Source organism: Rhizobium sp. LC145 (assembly GCF_001005825.1).
Taxonomy (GTDB): Bacteria; Pseudomonadota; Alphaproteobacteria; order Rhizobiales; family Rhizobiaceae; genus Neorhizobium.
Map to the genome: position 1 here is coordinate 741,776 of NZ_LBHV01000004.1, position 17,274 is coordinate 759,049.

A 17,274-nucleotide genomic window follows, 5' to 3' on the forward strand; every position below is an offset into this window, starting at 1 on the left:
GGGGTCAATGACCGGCCGGATAGGCGAGCGGCTTCCAGTTCGGGTCGGGCCAGACGAAGGGATTGCCGTCGGCCTCGGGCCGCGCATTCGCGAAGTAATCCCGGCAGCGCCCGACCTGGCCGCCTTCTCCCTTCATCGTCCAATAGCTTTCGCAGGCGTTTTTGGCGATTCCCTCGCGGCAATCCTCCATCGTCAGTCCGTTCAGATCGGTCTTGGCTTCGAATTCCCGCACATGGCTCCAGGCGATCGTCTGCAGTGCCTTGGCCGCCTCGGGACGCACCACGGGCGGCGCTTTCGCCCCCACCGGAGAGGCGTGATAGATGGAGGCATAGTGCACGGCCGCCATGAAATAGATGCCGAGATCGGTCAAGTGCACGTCGTCCCTGAATATCCGGTCGAGCCTCTGCTGCACCGTACCGGATATGCCCGGCACGTCTCCCTTCAGCGCATGTTCCACGAGTTCGACCATCGCGGTGCCGCCGGGCAGAACCGAAAGCCGGGCGGGACGCTCCTCTGCCTCCAGGGTGAGCTGCACCTTGCGGGCAACGCATTGGAAAACCAGCGAGGCATTCCTCTCATGCCTGATCCAGGGTTCGGGATCGGCCTTATCCACCCCCAGCCAGACGTGGTAATAGAGCGTGCGGGCCTTGGGATTGCCCTCCACCAACCGGTCATGGAAGCTCCTGAGATAGCCGACCGAATTCTCCCAGATCACGGTGCCTATCACCGAATGTCCCTCCGTCGCGACCAGCGTGTCGTAACGACGGCCCTGCGCCAGGCGCTTGGGATTTCGAAACTCTTCGACGACGTTCATCCCGTCGCCCTTGCGGTTCTTGCCATAGCTGTAGCCGGCCCAGCCTCCGTCACCCCAGGTGCGGACCCTCAGAGGCGAACCGATGACGATCTGCTGCTCCCAGCCGATCTCCTTTCCCAGGCTTCTTGCGATAAGCTCGATATATTCCGGCAGCGGATTGTCCATCAGGCTGTGGCCCGTATAGAGCACCTGGGCAGACTGCCGCTCCCCTTCCGTCGCCATGGATATCGAAGCGGTGGAAACCAGCACCGAGGCGGCAAGCGCAGCGCCGAATTTTGCAAGAATACGCATGTTCCTCACTCCTTTCGAATATCCGCGAACGCCCAGTATTTGTTAAGGACGAAAAGGATCGCCGGCACGCCAACCCCCATGATCGGCAGGGCGTAGGTGTAGGGGTAGGCAAGCATGTACACGAGGACGTGGACGGTGGCCGCATTCATGAGGAAACCCGTCAGCGAGACGGCGATGTAGCGCAGGAAGCGTCGCCGCCTTTGCAGCCGGTCCATGCTCTTCGAAGGGAAAGTCCAGCTCGATTGACCCGAAAACGAAACGATGAAGGCAGCAAGGAAGCCTGCCACATTTGCAAGCGACGGCTCGATATTTGCGAGATCGATTGCCAGGCTGAAAACGAGAAGATGCACGAAAGTCGCTGCAAGCCCGACCAGGCCGAAGCGCGAAAGCTGTCCGGCCAGCTTCTTGAGGTCCGGCATCGGCAATATCTGCTTCGCAGTGTTCATCGGCCGCCCACCACGCGCATTTTCTGCAAGCGTCCGGTCGGCTGCGCAATGGGAGGCGTCGGGCCGATCCCAACGGTCCGCATCCTGCCCGTGACCTTCTCCACGAATTCCCATTGGATGCCGAGGCCCAGCCGCACGAGCGCCGCGCCGATACCGGCAAGCGCCCAATAGATATGGGGAATGACCGATACGCTGCTGGTGGTCGCGATCGTGAAGAGCACCGCCAGCAAGAGGGCCAAATAGCCCTGATAGCTCACGAGATCCGTTTTGCTCCTGAGGAAGAGGCTCGCGGTCTTGGCTGCGATCATCCCGAAGACAAGCAGGAAGAGGACGAGGCCGATCAAGCCGTATTGCAGGGCCACCTGCAGATAGGAGTTCACGACATCGACGATGCCCTGGCCCTGGATCATTCTCAGCATCTCCGGCTCTCCCAGGAAGGTCTCCGAACCGAGCAACGGATAACGGCCGATGACGATCATCGAGTTTTCGAAGAGCTGCGAGCGATAGGTCTCGCTGCCGCGGTCGGCGGAACCGACGAACGGAAGCAGGTTGATGAAGCGATCGATGAACGTCGGATGCAGGGCTGCCACGGCGAGCAGCACGGGAAGGCCCCCGAAAAGCAACCGGAGCGATCTTCGCAGATTGGTAAGGAGCAGCACCACTGCGCAGAATGCGAAGCCGAGCCACGGACCGCGCGATACGCTGGACAACAGCCCGCCCATCATGAGGGCGAGCGCCGCATAGCGCCACAGGCCGATGGCCTGCCGCGTCCGAAGTGCCAGCAGGCAGCCTCCTCCCGCCATGCAAAGGAAGCCGAAGGCGATGGATTCAACGGAAGTCGTCGCCGCGCGCAACAGCCCGTCACGGAAAAGATACGCGGTGAGCAGGAAGACATCCCACTCCTGCAGCACCACATAATAGACCCGCCAGCTTCTCCAGATCTCGAACATGCCGACCGCCGCAAGCGGCATGGTCGCAACCGCGAAGGCGAGGAGCGCCTGGTTCACCTCCTGGGCCGACCGCAGGGCGCGGCTGAAAACGAAATAGGGAAGCAGGATGTCGAGGAAATAGCCCGGCACGACCCGCAGGATGGAGTTGAAGTCTCCGAGCCGTAGCGAAAGCAGGCAAACGAAGCCGAAGAAGGCCAGGATCGCCGCATCGGTGCCGCGGAGCTCGCGGTTTTCCCGGTTCCGCCAGAGATCGACGGCAATGGGCAGGAGGATCAGCAGCGCGAGCAGCCGTGGCGGATTGAGGTCGATGATCCTGTTGAAGATCGGCGGAATTCCCATCCCCACAGCGACGCACGGCGCCGCAAACATCAGGACGAGATAAAGAAGAACCGGCCGCTTGGAATAGCGAAGTATGTAAATGCTCATCAGGATGAGCACGAAGGCGAAGTCCAGAAAGCTCCTCGACAGGAAGGTCGCGCAAGTGGTCGCGAACCAGCAGTTCCGCCATAGCCGGAACTCGTCCTCGTCGATGAGCGGAACGGCGATCCTCCTGGCGATGTAGAACGCAGGAATGCTGACGATCAGAACATAGGTGAGTGCTCGAAGATATTCAGGCATCTGGAGGCTCACGCTCGGCGTAGCGGCGGGATGGCGGGGCTTCCCGCTCGCAATCATCCTGTTCCATATCCGCCCTCGGAAAGTTTCATGCGCACAGTTCCGACGCCAGCGTATAGGCGGGCTCCCGCCGCCACAGCCTGCCCAAAGGAGGTAACGTCTACTTCGACCTGCCTATGGCACCCCCTTTTGGAGTGATTGTTTTCTTCACCCCGCTGACCTTCGATTCCGGACGATGCCGCGCGGCATAAAGGCCGCGGCACCTTTCAGCGAAAACCTGCGGGAGCAGTCATGGGGACCGGAAAGACAAAACTGGCCGTGAACCGCCGCACGCTTTTGCAGCTCCTGTCGAGCGCGGCGGTCGCGCCCTTGTTGGGCGCGAGTTCCGACCACACGACGGCGGACGACCTGCCTCCCGGTCGCCTGGGGCTCAATCTCAGCGGCATGAGCTATTGGGCGACGGAACAGGTCTTTTCCAACCTCGCCCATAATGCGGCTCGCTGGCGGGTCCAGATCGAAGGAGCCCCCTTCACCTGGGACACCCCCCTTCCCCCGATGACGCCGGAGGGCTATCCGAAGGAGGTTCCGAAGGGAGCGGTGCTGGACAGTTTCCTGATCTTTACCGAGCACCGCAGGAACCTTCCCGTCGAGCTTTCCGTCCACTACGACGGCAAGGGCCGGATCGGCTATGTGGGCGGCGCCGAACTGGAGACTCGCGCACCGGGACGCGACGATGTCCGCAATCTTCGCAAGTCCGATCCCTTCACGGCCCGCATCCTGGAAACCGATCCGGCCGATCCCATCCGCAACATTCGCGTCCACGAACGCGGAAAGATGCCCGAGAGCAACTTTCGGGAGCCGTTCCTGAAACGCCTCGAAGGCATGGCAGCACTTCGCTTCATGGACTGGATGGGAACCAACAACTCGGCGGTCCGCACCTGGAAGGACCAGCCGAGGGTCGGCCAGTTCGGCCGTTCCGATCTTGGCGTGCCGCACGAATACATGATCGAGCTTTGCAACCTGGTGAAGATCGATCCCTGGTTCAACATGCCTCATCTGGCCGATGACGATTACGTCCGCCGCTTCGCGCTTGCGGTGAAGGATGGCCTCGATCCGGACCTCAAGGTGAATGTGGAATATTCCAACGAGGTCTGGAACATGATTTTCGGCCAGGCCGATTATGCTGGCAAGCAGGGGCTGGCGCTCGGCTTCTCGGATAACGGCTACGAAGCGCAGCTTCGCTACTACGCTCATCGCACGAGCGAAATCCTTGCCATCTGGGAAGACGTCTTCGGCACCCAGAAGGAGCGGATCGTCGGCATCTACGCCGCCCAGTCCGTCAACGACTGGACCAGCACCACCATCCTCTCCTGGAAGGGGGTGAAGGAACATGCCGATGTCCTCGCCATCGCACCCTACTTCGGCGGCGGACTTGGGTCGCCCGAACGCGCGGAGGAGGTTTCGACATGGTCGCTCGACCGGCTGTTTCTGGAACTCGAGCGCGAGATCGCGACGGAGAACAGGAGGGCCATTCTGTCCCAGGCGGTGGTCGCCGGGGAATATGGCGTCAAGCTCTATGCCTATGAGGGCGGCCAGCACCTCGTCGGACATGGCGGCGCGGAAAACAATGAAAAGCTCGCCGACCTCTTCATCACCGCAAACCGCGATCCGCGCATGGGGGAACTCTATCTCCGCCATCTGAAGACCTGGTGGGCCTCCGGAGGCGATCTCTATGCGGTCTTCTCGTCCATGGGAGAACCCAGCAAATGGGGAAGCTGGGGGCTTCTGGAAATCGAGGGTGCCGACCATCCGAAATGGCAGGCGATCCAGCACCTCATCAAGGGATGAGCACCCTTCTCCAATCGGCGTAGGGCACGCCTTGTCCTCCACCGCTTGGCATAGTCCTTATCCGAATGGGCAGGTCGGCAGACGGCGGGGCGGAGCCCTAGAGTCGAACACTCAGAAAAGGCCGGGTGCGCTCCCATGACGAATGTGATTGCAGGCGAAAAACCGTTCTCGACCATCAGCCTGATCGTTCCCGTCCATAACGAGGAGGCGGCAGTCGGGCCTTTCATTGAGGCCGTGCGCACCACGCTGGATCCGCTCTCGCGCCACGGCGTGTTCTTCGATTTCATCTTCATCAACGACGGAAGCCGCGACCGCACCCTGGAATGCCTGATGGAGGCGCAGGTGAGCGAACCGCGCATCCGCATCATCGATCTTTCACGCAATTTCGGAAAAGAGGCGGCGATGACGGCCGGCCTCGATGCCTGCGAGAGCGACGCCGCGATCCCCATCGATTGCGACCTGCAGGACCCTCCGCAGGTCATCCCCCTACTCGTCGAAAAGTGGCGGGAAGGCTATGAGGTCGTGCTCGCCAAGCGTGCCGACCGGTCGAGCGACGGGTTTCTGAAGCATTGGACGGCGTCCATGTTCTACCGGCTGCACAACCTGATCGCCTCGCAGCCCATCCCTGCGGATGTGGGAGATTTCCGCCTCATGGACCGCCAGGTGATCGAGGCGCTCAAGGCGCTCCCCGAGCGCCGGCGCTTCATGAAGGGCCTGTTTGCCTGGGTAGGCTTCAGGACGGCAACGGTCGAATATGTGCGCGAGGCTCGGGTCGCCGGCAGGTCCAAGTTCTCTGGCTGGCGGCTCTGGAATTTCGCGCTTGAGGGCATCACGTCCTTCTCGACGCTGCCGCTCGAGATCTGGACCTATATCGGCGCCGGCATTTCCGGCGTGTCCTTCCTCTACGGCGTCTTCACTATCGCCAAGACCCTGCTCTTCGGCGTGGATGTCCCCGGTTATGCCTCGCTGTTGGTCAGCATGCTCTTCCTCGGGGGAATCCAGATCCTGGGGATCGGCATCCTCGGTCAGTATCTCGGCCGCGTCTATTCGGAGATCAAGCAGCGGCCGATCTACATCGTTAGGCGCAGGATCGAGGCCACCACCACGCCCAGCCTCAAGCCGGTTGCCATGGGGCGCAAGCCACGCCGCTACGCTTCCCTTTCATGAAATTTACTCTGCCGGAACAGAGGATTGCGCCCGTCTGAAGACCGCAGCCTCGCTGGCCCGATTGCTCCAGATGATGATGGCGATGCAGATCGCGACAAGCACGAGCGTCCGCGAATGGACGAGCAGCGGAAAATCGATATCGCGAAGCAGCCTCTGCGGGATGAAAAAGAGGACCGCCATCGCGGAATAGAAGCCGAACCTGGCGAAACTGCCGCTTTCCAGCACCATCAGCAATCCGTAGCTCCACAGCAGGATGACCGCCACATAGTCATAGTCATGGGCATAGAGGAAGGTGAACGAAAGCACGAGCAGAGCGTGGATCGTCGTCGTTCGGTTCAGATAGCGTCGATATCCGTAGAGAAGGCCAAGACCCGCCAGGCATGAGATCACCATCAGCATACGGCTGGGTGTAAAACCATGCGCCACCAGCAGGCTTTCGAGCCCCACCACGAAGGGTGATCCCGGCGCGTTGATAGCGACGCTCGAATATCCCCCGAGTGAGGTGAGCCAGCTTTCGAAGGGTACGAGAGGACCGAACATGAATGCGCCAGGCACGATCATCAGCGCGGCGAGCAAACCGCCGACCACCAGCACGCCGATATTGAGCGACAGGATGAGCCACAAGACATAAAGGATGGACAGCTGCGGCTTGAGGGTCGCGATCCCGAGCAGGAGGCCCGAGACGAACCAGCGGCCATTCCGCAGAAAGTGCCAGGATAGAAGCAGCGCGGCGGTAACCGGCAGGGTCATCTGTCCCTGATAGAGGCTGGTGGCCGTATAGGGATTGCCGATGATGAGAGCCAGCGCCAGCGCCTGGGCGATCGTCATGTTCCTGAAGCTGTCTATATGCAGGAACCAGATATTGGCGAGATAACAAAGGATCGCGATCGAAATCAGGCTGATGGCGATATGAAGCCAGAGCGCGGCGGACTGCGGAAGGAAATTATAGGCGGCGATGACCGAAAGCGAGTGCGGCGGATAGGAATAGGGCTGCGGCGAATTCATCAACGCCAGCCAGGGATCAGCCCCGTCCATAAAGAGCGTCCCGCTGCGATAGAAGACGAGGAAGTCGTCGCCGATCGGGGCGGCCTTCAGCATTCCCTCTATTCCGATCGCGTAAAGCATCGCGAACGCGATCGCGAGGATGCCTGCGGAGACGAAGCCGTTGGAAACGAACGGGATGCGAGCCACCTTCATCATGAGCCCTCGCCGACGGAAGCACGACGGATGCCGTTCGGCATCCCTATCGTTTGATAGCGGCGGAAAGGGATCACGACGAGTGCTTCAATAAGCGTAGCCTAAGCCTTATGGCGGGCTTGCGGCTCTGCGCAACACGCATACTTCCAAGAGATGACCCCTGGTGATGTTCCTGAAACCGGGCAGACTTCGATATGATCGAGACGATGGGTGGAGCGCCGCCGTCATCGAACTTCCGCGGACATGTTCGGGCACGATAGTTCAGGGGATCCGTATGAATGACAATCTCTCCGATTTTGTCGTGATACCGGAGAACGCTCCGCTGCGCTTCCGGTCGCGGCTGGGCTTGATGCCCAGCGAAACGCCCCGCGTGGCCTTCATCGCAGGGCCTGGCGACGTCGCCGGAACGTTCGATCATTGGATCGAGGGGCGCTTCGACCCGCGCACGCCCGTGGTCGCCTATTCGACGATGTTCTACACGCTGATCGAGAAGCTGCAGTCCATGGCGCTCATCATCTCGGAACCGGAAGGTCTGCCGAAGCATCGCGACCCTCGCTTCCGTTTCGTGAGGATCCCGCGCGATCGGCCGAACGGCAGCTTTTCCTATCGCAAGGCGAGCCTCGTCTTCAGCCGGAATGTGGCCCGTGAATTGAAGAAATTCGAGCCTCACGTCGTCCTGCTCGGTGTCGACACCCCCTGGTGGTTGATGCGCTCCATTCCCAAGAGCACGCGCGTCGTACTGACGGCGCACAACAATTTCTGGCCGATGGGGCTCAAGTCGGACAGTCTCAAGGATCGGTTGAAGCGGCGGATGACGAGCATGTCGATGCAGCGCGTCTGCTCCGGCGTCTGCACCTCCGAGGAAACCAGACGGCAGGTCACGGAACTCCGGCCCGGCGCCGGAACCGGCCTCTATTCGGAAGTACCGCAGGTCCTTTCGAAATTCCTGAGGGTTCCGCGCCGGCCGGAGCAATTGACCCGCATCCTGTTTCTCGGCCGTCTTCAGGAGGAGAAGGGGGTTTTCGATCTTCTGGCCGCCTTTGAAGCCGTGGCGTTTCGAAACCCCGGCCTGACCCTGGCTTTCGCGGGCACCGGAGAGGTCGAGGACGAATTGCGCAGGCGCATGGCATTATCCCCGCACCGGAGTCGGATCAGCATGCTGGGACAGCTTAGCGCGGAAGACGTGCACCGGGAGCTCGAGCGCACGGATCTCCTCGTCTGCCCGACCCGAAGCACGTTTCCCGAAGGGCTGGCGCTCGTGGTGGTCGAAGCGGCTGTGCACGGCGTTCCTGCGATCTTGAGTTCGGTCGTGCCCGCGAAGGAACTCGTCGCCGAGGCCTGCGTGGAGTTTCCCGCAAACGATGCGCAAGCTCTGACCTCGGCGCTGGCCTCGCTGGCGAACGACACCGAAAAACTGCACGAGCTGCAGGACATGCTCGCCAAGGGCCGGCAGAAGTTCTTCGATCGCTCGCTTTCCTGGGGCAGCCAGCTCTACAACGCTTTCGTGGCGTGACGCCGCGCACGAAAAAGGCCGGTCACCGAAGCGGCAACCGGCCGTTTCACCCCGCCGAAACCCAAGGCGTTCTGCTCAAGTCCGCCGGTTAAGCCTAGCACAACCTCGCAGCCCTGGAATTGCAAACCGGCAACACCCGCACCGCAATTTCCTGGCGGGAGCCCGCGGGGCATAGACCATTCGATTGAATTGACTTTGGGATGCAACCAAAAGAAAATTACCCTGCCAAAACAGTCCAATTGAAGGCTCGAACGGGAAAAACGGTCGGGCCTTCATCTTTTTGGTGTAAATGACGTCGGCCTTGCCGCGTGATATCATTTGCCGGAGACCTTATGGTCTCACGTTCAGAACGTACTGTCCTTTGGCACCTCCGGCGAAATGGGAGGTGAGGTGCCATTCCCATAAGGACAGATCGCATAGCATATGGGCCATCGGCCTTTCTCCATCGCATGCGCATTTGTCTTTTTGGACACTCTATTTCGGAGCAGCATCAAAATGCTCCACCTGACGGAGGAGGACAAAATGCACGCCAATCTCCTGAAAAGGATGACGTTCCATTGCGCCGGCTGCCATCACGCCGTGGCTATCCACGATGATGAGCTTCTGGACAGCGAAGATATTCTCTGGTGCTTCCGATGCGGAGCAAGGCTGGGATCCTATACGAGCATCAAGGAACAGCAGAGGCCGGCCAAGAACTGAGCGATTCCGCGCGATGGAGATAGCCAGGGTGAGGAGGCCCCGGCATTTCCCGCTCGTCGGGCCGTGGCTGTTCAAGTCGTCCCCGTGCATGCAACCTGCGGACAGCCGCAGGTCACTTCCTTTTTTCTTATGCCCGTCAGCGTTCGGCGAACGCCCGCGACATGCTGTCGGTGATCGGCTTCACGAGATAGCTGAAGAAGGTTCTCTCGGCCGTCTGGATCATCACCTCGGCCGGCATGCCCGGCTGGGGCGTGAAACCCCTCACCCTGGCGAGCTCCTGCGACGAGACGTTGATGCGGGCGATGTAGACATCATGGTTGTTGGCAGGGTTCGCCTTGCTGTCTTCCAGCGCATCGGCGGAGACATAGATGACGTCGCCGTAGATCACGGGGGTCGTGCGCTGGTTCAGCGCCACCAGACGTATGCTCGACGTCTGCCCGATCTTCACGCTGTCGATCTCGTTGCGGGGAACCTTCGCCTCGATGATCAGCGGCACTCCCGCCGGCAGGATTTCCATGATCCCCTTCCCGCTTTCGATGACGCCGCCGGTGGTGTGATAATAGGTCCGCACGACAGTGCCGGAAACCGGCGCCACGATCGTGGCACGCCGCAACACGTCGTCCGCTTCGCGGAACTGCTCGCGTACGGCATCCCGCTCGCCCTGAATGGACTGCAGCCTGTCGAGTGCCTCTTCCCGGTAGGTATCTTCGGCGCGCGCGATTTCCTGCTGCTCCTTCAGCAATTGCGCACCGGTTTCGGCGACCTCGGCTTCGAGGCGGCCTATCTGCCCTTCGGCATCGGCGATCGCTCTCTGGAGTGCCTTGACCTCGGTTGCCCGCAGCAGGCCTTTGGTCAAGAGAACGCGTTTGGTTTCATACTCATCCTTCAGGAGCGCAAGTTGACGGAGAACCGCTTCCTTCTGCCTGCTATAGCCTTCGCTGCGGAATTCCAGCGCCTTGATATTCTGCCGCAACAGGGAAAGTTCGGTGGCGAGCTTGAGGCGCTGGGCCTTGAAGTTGAGCTGTTGTGTCAGCACCAGCGAAGAGACATCCTGGTCGTCTTTCAGGTCGCCTAGGAAATCCGGAAGCGTCATCGTATCGGCAGCCTCCGATTGTGCGGCGAGCCGGGCAGCCGTCGCCTCCAGCCTTACGCGCCGCAGGAAAAGCTCCTGCTTCTTGGCCTTCGCCGCCGTCTCGTCGAGCAGTACGAGCGGCTGGTTCTCGACCACCTGGTCGCCCTCCTTCACGAGCAGTTCCTTGATGATGCCGCCTTCGAAATGCTGAACGACCTTGTTGCGGCCGGTCGCGACGAAACTGCCCTGCGCGATCACCGCGGCCGCGAGCGGCGCGGTCGCTGCCCATGTTCCGAACCCGCCGAAAGCGACCGCCACCAGCACGACCCCCGCGGTCGTGTGTTTCCAGATCGAACGCGGAACCTCGGAATACCACTCGATGTCGTGGAGCTTCGGACCTTCAGGCATCTTCACCTCCCACTCCCTATTGTAGCTGATGGCCGAAAGAGCCGTTCTCGATGCTGATACCGCGCGCCTCGATCGCCTTCAAAACCTCCATGCGCATGCCGAACAGCGCGACCGTGCCGTTCACGACGAGGAGGATCTTGTCGACCGTATTCAGGAGTGCCGGCCGCTGGGTGATGGTGGCGACCGTGATCCGGTTCTCCTTGGCATGCTGGAGCGCACGCAGGAGCGCCGCATCGCCCGCACCGTCGAGGTTCGAATTCGGCTCGTCCAGCACCACCATGCGCGGGTCGCCGAAAAAAGCTCTCGCCAACGCGATCCGCTGCTTCTGGCCGCCGGAGAGCGGCGAGCCATCCGTCGCCACCACGGTCTCGTATCCGTGCGGAAGATTGGCGATCATCTCGTGAACGTCGGCGAGCATCGCGGCCCGATAGATCTGCTCGTCGGTGGCATCCTGCCGCATGCGGGCGATGTTCGCCTTGATCGTTCCGGGGAAGAGCTGCACATCCTGCGGCAGGTAGCCGATGTTTTCGCCGAACTGCCGCTGGTCCCAATTACGCAGGTCCATCAGGTCCAGCCGCACATTGCCCGAAGTGGGCAGGATCGAGCCGACGAGCATCTTTCCGAGAGTCGTCTTGCCCGCTCCCGAATTGCCGATGATGGCGAGCGAATCCCCCGGTTGCAGCGAGAAGGAAATGCCGTTGAGCACCACGCGCTTGGTTCCCTGCGGCACGTAAAGCAGCCTCTCGACATCGAGGCGACCCTCCGGTTTCGGCAGGTTCAGCCGCTCGAAATTGAGGGGCGATGACTTCAGGAGCGCCGTGATGCGGCCATAGGCGGCGCGCGACTGGCTGTATTGGTTCCAGCCCTCGATGGCGCCTTCGATCGGCGCAAGCGCGCGGCCGGCGATGATGGACGCGGCGATCACCATGCCGCCGGTAAGTTCGCCCTCGATCGAAAGATACGCGCCCCAGCCCAGCATGGCGATCTGGGTGACGAGCCGGCAGGCCTTCGAAATGGATGCGATGGTGATGTTGCGGTCCTGAGCGACGACCTGCGACCTCAGCGATGAGGCCGTGTCCCTTCCCCAGATCTGCACGGTCTCGGGGATCATCGCCAGCGCGTTGATGATCTGCGAATTTCGCGACATGGATTCGAGATGAAGATTGGCCTTCACCTGGGCCGTATTGGCTTCCGCGAAGGGCTCGGCCGTCATGCGCTGGTTGACGAGCGTGAAGGCGAGCAGCAGAAGCGCCGTCAGGACGACGATATATCCCAGATGGGGATGGATCAGGAAAACGGCGAGCACGAAAACCGGCGCGATCGGCGCATCCAGGAAGGACAGCAGGGTTCGCGAGACCAGGAAGGAGCGAACCTGCTGCAGGTCCCCGAGGATCTGGTACTCCTTCCCGTTGCTCTGCAGCGAGGCGCGGGCGGCAGCGCTTAGGATGGGAGCTCCGAGCTGCGCGGCGACCTCCACCGCCGTCCGCATCAGGATGCAGCGCCTCAGCGCGTCGAACGCGGCTTGCAGGATGACCGCCGCCACGATGATGATCGTCAGCATGACCAGCGTGTCGAGCGAGCGGCTCGTCAGCACCCGGTCGGATATCTGGAACAGATAGACGGGGATCGCCAGCACGAGGACATTGCTTGCAACCGTGAACAGCATCACGAACGCCAGGTTCGTCCGCACGGCATCTATGCCGGCCTTGAGGCTTGCGGAAAAGTCCACCGGCTCGAGCCGCTTGTGGAACTTGCCGCCGCCTCCGCCCGATCCGGGTCCGCCACCGGCGGCGGGCGACTTTCCGGGAGGATTGCTCTCGGTCCTGAGCGGCCCCGTATCGCCCTCTATCGTGACCATGCCTTCGGCGCCTTTGGCCTCGGCGGGCTGTCCGCCGGCCGGTTTCGGCCGAACCTCGATCTCGGGCTCGACAACCCGTTCGCTCGCAGGCATAGGCAGGATATCGGCTATCTGGGAATTTTCAGGTGACCGCGCCGTATTCGGTTGTGGGCTCTTGGGTTCCAATCGGGATATCGTTGCTGAACTGGTGGCGGTATCGGATGACAGTTTCAGACATTCTTCCACAGCGCGCTCCAGCTTTTCATAGATGTCCTCGCTTTCAGCCTTGGGACCCGGTTGTGAATTCGGGATTGAGGGCGCTTCGGCCCGTTTTGAAATCTCCGACATGCTTCCCCCCATCATCCGAGCACATGCTGCAGTCCGTCGTTCTGGTAATGACTGTCGTGTTCGGGCGCCGGGAGGCCTTGCGCATCGGTCTCGGCGGTCAGCATGGAGTCGTCCAGGAAAACCACCGCTTCATTGACGAGTTCATTGGGATCGCGGGCGGCGAGTTCCGGATCGCTCGAAATCAGCTCCGCCTGAATGAGCGTTTCCTGGGAGTACTGCTCCCCGCCCACATAGGTCTTGCCCATGGAATCAAGATCGAGGATCGCCGCAGTGTTGACGAGCGTATTGTCGCCCGTCGAAACCGACCAGGACGCATCCGGATGAGGATTGACCGCGTTCATCGCGAGCGCGATCTGGTCGTCGTCCCCCACGATCGTGGTCTGGCGGATATACTGGATGTTGAGCAGGTCTCCGCTGATATAGAGCACCCGCAATCCTTCCATTCCCCCAAACGCGGGATCGGTGAGCACGCCGTTGGGAAGGCTGTTCCTGCCGGCGGCTATCCCGTTTGCCGCATCGAGATAGGCGGAAGGAAGCGCGTCGAACCGGTCCGCTCCGCCGATATTGTAGATGTAGGCCTGGTTCCACAGGAGGTTCCCCGCGCCGGAGAAGGCTCCCTCCCCCGTCGTCTCGAAGCCCGAGACCGCTCCGACGACATCATTGTCGAACAGCAGGTTGAACTGATGAATGATATTGGCATCATATACCGAACCGCCGACGATGATCAGATCGTAGGAGAGCCCGAGCTCGTAGAGCGAGACGTGGTTCGTGCTCGTGTTATCGCCGGCGATGACGCTTGTCGTCACGCCTGACGACGACAGGATGCCGATATCGTTGTCGGATACGAAGATATATTGCTCGAGCCAGTTGGCGATCATCAGATCGCCCTGGATCTCAGTGATCGCCCAGGCACTGGGGAAGCCGCCGGTGACCGGTTGAGCGCCGGTGTCCTCCGACGAATCCATGCGTTCGAAGGTCGCGATGTTGAAGATCTCGTTGGCTCCGGCGCTGTTCGTCCAGCTCTCGATCGCGGAGGTGATTGCGTCCGTATCCCAGATCGCATTGGTCTGGATGATGGCGTTGATCTCGAAATGGTCGCCGAGAACCGCGGTGACGGTCGCGGCGGTCCAGAGGTTCTGCATCACCGCGTTGTTGACCACGGTATTGCCGCCGGCGACGACCTCCACCGAGACGTCGATGGTGACTGTTCCATCGGCATGCACGACGACATTGGGCGCGGGGCCGTCGTCGGTATCGTCGTCGCCTTCTTCTTCGTCGTCGAAGGAGTGGTAATCGGAAAGTTTGGGCGCCTCGGTCACCAGCTCGCCGTTGACATAGATGCCTTCGATGGTCGCCGCCTGATGAACGAAGACTTCCATCGGGCTTTCCGCGCTGGCCGTCCAGTTCTTCAATTGCGAGGCTATGGTCTCGATGAGCTCGATCAGTTCATCGCCGGAACCCGGCATTTCAGGGTCGCCGATCGGCGATAGGGACAGAATATCCTCCGCCGCCTCGAGCAGATCGGTATCGTTCACCGGTTCCGGATTGAAGGCCAGGCCGCTGCCGCCGACATTGAAATAGTCGTCATCGGAAAGGCCTGCCGCCTGCACCATATAGTTCGCGACCGATCCCGGCGGATCGATCTCCAGCGTGACCGACATGCTGCGCGGACCGGCCGGACCGAGATCCCTCGGCAGGTCCATGCCGGGATATTCGCTCGGGCCATCCACGACGGGGATCGGCGGATGCTGGATATGCGACAGAAACGCCGGATGCGTGATGGGCTTCACATAAGCGGGCGCCTTGTAGCTGACGCCGGGATCGAAGCCGAGAAACTCGAAAGGCGCTTCGAAGTTGGAATCGAAGACCGGCTCGACGCGCAGGTGATGCTGCGGCACGTGATAGGTGAAATCGGTATAGGCCTCGCGAAGGCGCACGTCTTCGATGGTTGTATGAAACAGACCGATGAAGTGGGAGATTTCCTCGGTGATCTTGTCCATCGTCGTCATGACTGGAGCCTTTCGACTGCCGTCTTTCAATGATTTCCGGGAACAGATGGACTGCGCAGGCTGGCTGCGCAGTCCGGGAGGTTATGATTTGTCGCTAATCACGACGAAGACGAGCGTTACACGGTACCATCGTCGTCTTCACCAACCGTGGTGCTGGTAAGGTCGCCGCCCACGATCGTCATGTCGATGGCGTTCTGCTGCAGGTTCGCGCCAAGCACGATTTCCTGGTTGAACGCGCTCGTTTCGACGAATGCATCGGCAGAGGCGCTGCTTGTCCCGGTGACGTAACCGTCGTCGCCGTTGTTGGAACCCCAGGTCCCGCCTGCGCCGCCGGCGCCGCCAAAACCTGTTGTCGCTATGCCACCAGCTCCACCGGCTCCGCCGGCTCCACCGAAGGCCCAGCCGCCCATACCGTCGCCGCCGGTACCATCGGCCCATGCCCCGCTCAGTGCATTGCCGCCGTTGCCGCCGCCAGCCCAAGCGTCACCTCCATATGCGTCTCCGGTCGTTGCATCGCCGCTCATCGCGGCTCCGCCGATACCTGACCCACCGGCACCACCGGCGCCGCCCGTGCCAGAACCAGTGCCAGCACCGGAGCCCGTGCCTGTGCCAGAGCCGGTGGCATCGCCCCCGCCGCCCCCACCCCCGGCCCCCGGGGCCCCCCCGCCAGCCCCGCCATTACCTCCTGCGGGATCGCCGGCATCGCCACCGGTATTGCTGCCGCCGTCACCACCGGTGCCGCCGTCTCCAGCAACCGCAACGATCGGATTGACGAAGCCCAGATTGAGGCCTGTCAGGTTCGTTGCATCGCCACCGTCAGCATCGCCGCCGCGGCCGGCATCGGTTGCATCGCCGCCGTAGGAATCACCGGCGTCGCCACCATCACCACCGCTACCTGCGCTATTGCTGCCGCCGGCTGCACCGGCGCCGCCAGCTGCCAGGCCGGCACCAAGCCCGAGGCCGAGACCAAGGCCGAGGCCTACGCCATGGCCGCCTTCACCACCGCGAGCACCTGTGCCGCTGCCGCCGGTCGCACCGCCGGAGCTTGCACCGCCGCTAAAGCCGGAGCCGCCTACCGCTGTACCACCGGCCCCGGCACCACCAAGTGCGGTGGACGCCGCAGTGCCACCGGTACCGTCACCGCCGGCTGCGAAGCCGCCGAGGGCGCCACCGCCTTCGCCGCCGTCACCGCCATTGGCATCGGCATGGCCGCCGCCGCCGCCACCGCCGCCGCCGGCATCGATGCCGTCGGAAGCAACCGCGACACCGCCTTGCGGATCGGAGTCCTGGGTGAATCCGCCGGTATTATCGACGGTGGCATTCGTGAGGGTGTCGTTGTCCTGAATGTTGGCAACCTGGCTGAAGACATTGCCCACGTCGTTGCCGCCGCCGGTCAATGCGCCGTTCAGGATGTCTGCCATTTGGATATTGAACACGCCATCGACCGAACCGCCTTCATACACATCGATGTCAGCGAAATCGTCATCTGTCGGAAGATAGTCTTCCATGCTCACGCCGACATCGACCGTCACATCGACCGTGGTTTCGTTGACGTTCTTGTTGAAGTTGGCGTTCAGATTGCCATTCAAATTACCGTTGAGGTTGCCGTTTCCGTTGCCATTCAGGTTACCGTTGTAATTGTCGGACTCGCTGCTCTGGCTCTGTTCCTGGCTCTGCTCCTCGCTCTGCTGCTGCTGTTGTTGTTCGCGTTGCTGCTGTTGCTGCTGCTGTTCCTGACTGTCGTCATCGAGAAACGTGTCAAATGGGTTGCGTCTGTCTACCATGACTGTGTCCTCTGTCTCGCCGCGACAGCGTGACCGCCATTCATCTTCTTGGGGTCTTTGCCTGCGGCTGTTGAAGTGGAATCAGGTCTGCTTTGGCATCGGGGCGCGCGTCTACGCGACCGTTCGCCGGTCTCTTCTTGCGATGTCTGATTTTTTTCTATTCCTCCCTGCATATCCGAGAGGGCTGAAAGCTCGGTGGTCAGCACGCGATACGCTGGTTCCTGACCATACCCGACGCAGTGCCGCGTTCGACCGCGACCCGTCCCGGAACGGAGG

The 17,274-nt window shown here is 61.5% G+C and carries 12 protein-coding genes; 4 read left to right on the forward strand and 8 right to left on the reverse strand.

Annotated features, from left to right (window positions below):
- Positions 1 to 4: 4 nt before the first annotated feature.
- From YH62_RS15070 to YH62_RS15080, 3 genes are read right to left on the reverse strand one after another with little or no spacing between them, the layout of a single operon-like run.
- Positions 5 to 1,105: a hypothetical protein gene (locus YH62_RS15070; RefSeq protein ID WP_197082524.1), complete on the reverse strand. Its 1,101-nt coding sequence runs from the start codon at positions 1,103 to 1,105 to the stop codon at positions 5 to 7.
- 5 nt (positions 1,106 to 1,110) lie between these two features.
- Positions 1,111 to 1,551 carry a GtrA family protein gene (locus YH62_RS15075; RefSeq protein ID WP_046795006.1) on the reverse strand — a complete coding sequence of 147 codons (441 nt, stop codon included), beginning with the start codon at positions 1,549 to 1,551 and terminating at the stop codon, positions 1,111 to 1,113.
- The gene (locus tag YH62_RS15080; protein ID WP_170986274.1) at positions 1,548 to 3,119 is read right to left on the reverse strand and encodes an O-antigen ligase family protein; all 1,572 of its coding nucleotides are present in this window, start codon (positions 3,117 to 3,119) and stop codon (positions 1,548 to 1,550) included. Before YH62_RS15080 ends, YH62_RS15075 begins: the two co-directional genes overlap by 4 nt.
- Before the next feature lie 288 nt (positions 3,120 to 3,407).
- On the opposite strand from YH62_RS15080, the gene YH62_RS15085 reads away from it, so the two are divergent.
- Together YH62_RS15085 and YH62_RS15090 are read left to right on the forward strand one after the other, a co-directional pair.
- Entirely contained in the window at positions 3,408 to 4,964 is a 1,557-nt protein-coding gene (locus YH62_RS15085) for a hypothetical protein (RefSeq protein ID WP_082118355.1), read from the forward strand.
- A 135-nt stretch (positions 4,965 to 5,099) separates the two neighbouring features.
- The gene (locus YH62_RS15090) at positions 5,100 to 6,131 is read left to right on the forward strand and encodes a glycosyltransferase family 2 protein (protein WP_046795008.1); all 1,032 of its coding nucleotides are present in this window, start codon (positions 5,100 to 5,102) and stop codon (positions 6,129 to 6,131) included.
- Positions 6,132 to 6,134: 3 nt separating this feature from the next.
- On the opposite strand, the gene YH62_RS15095 is transcribed toward YH62_RS15090, so the two are convergent.
- Positions 6,135 to 7,331, reverse strand: coding sequence for a glycosyltransferase family 87 protein (locus YH62_RS15095; RefSeq protein WP_046795009.1), 1,197 nt, complete (start codon positions 7,329 to 7,331; stop codon positions 6,135 to 6,137).
- A 271-nt stretch (positions 7,332 to 7,602) separates the two neighbouring features.
- Between YH62_RS15095 and YH62_RS15100 the strand changes: the two genes are divergently transcribed.
- Both YH62_RS15100 and YH62_RS15105 read left to right on the forward strand, forming a co-directional pair.
- Complete coding sequence (locus YH62_RS15100; protein ID WP_046795010.1) at positions 7,603 to 8,841, forward strand: glycosyltransferase family 4 protein; 1,239 nt, start codon at positions 7,603 to 7,605, stop codon at positions 8,839 to 8,841.
- A 522-nt stretch (positions 8,842 to 9,363) separates the two neighbouring features.
- Entirely contained in the window at positions 9,364 to 9,540 is a 177-nt protein-coding gene (locus tag YH62_RS15105) for a hypothetical protein (RefSeq protein WP_156176949.1), read from the forward strand.
- A gap of 136 nt (positions 9,541 to 9,676) precedes the next feature.
- Here YH62_RS15105 and YH62_RS15110 read toward each other — a convergent pair whose 3' ends face one another.
- The 4 genes from YH62_RS15110 to YH62_RS15125 all read right to left on the reverse strand — a co-directional run bounded on the left by YH62_RS15110 (position 9,677) and on the right by YH62_RS15125 (position 16,998).
- Complete coding sequence (locus tag YH62_RS15110; RefSeq protein WP_046795012.1) at positions 9,677 to 11,020, reverse strand: HlyD family type I secretion periplasmic adaptor subunit; 1,344 nt, start codon at positions 11,018 to 11,020, stop codon at positions 9,677 to 9,679.
- Between the two features lie 16 nt (positions 11,021 to 11,036).
- A complete protein-coding gene (locus YH62_RS15115; protein WP_046795013.1) occupies positions 11,037 to 13,205 on the reverse strand; it encodes a type I secretion system permease/ATPase in 2,169 nt (722 codons plus the stop codon).
- An 11-nt stretch (positions 13,206 to 13,216) separates the two neighbouring features.
- Complete coding sequence (locus YH62_RS15120) at positions 13,217 to 15,214, reverse strand: hypothetical protein (protein WP_046795014.1); 1,998 nt, start codon at positions 15,212 to 15,214, stop codon at positions 13,217 to 13,219.
- Positions 15,215 to 15,330: 116 nt separating this feature from the next.
- Positions 15,331 to 16,998 carry a hypothetical protein gene (locus tag YH62_RS15125; protein WP_046795015.1) on the reverse strand — a complete coding sequence of 556 codons (1,668 nt, stop codon included), beginning with the start codon at positions 16,996 to 16,998 and terminating at the stop codon, positions 15,331 to 15,333.
- Between the last annotated feature and the right edge of the window lie 276 nt (positions 16,999 to 17,274).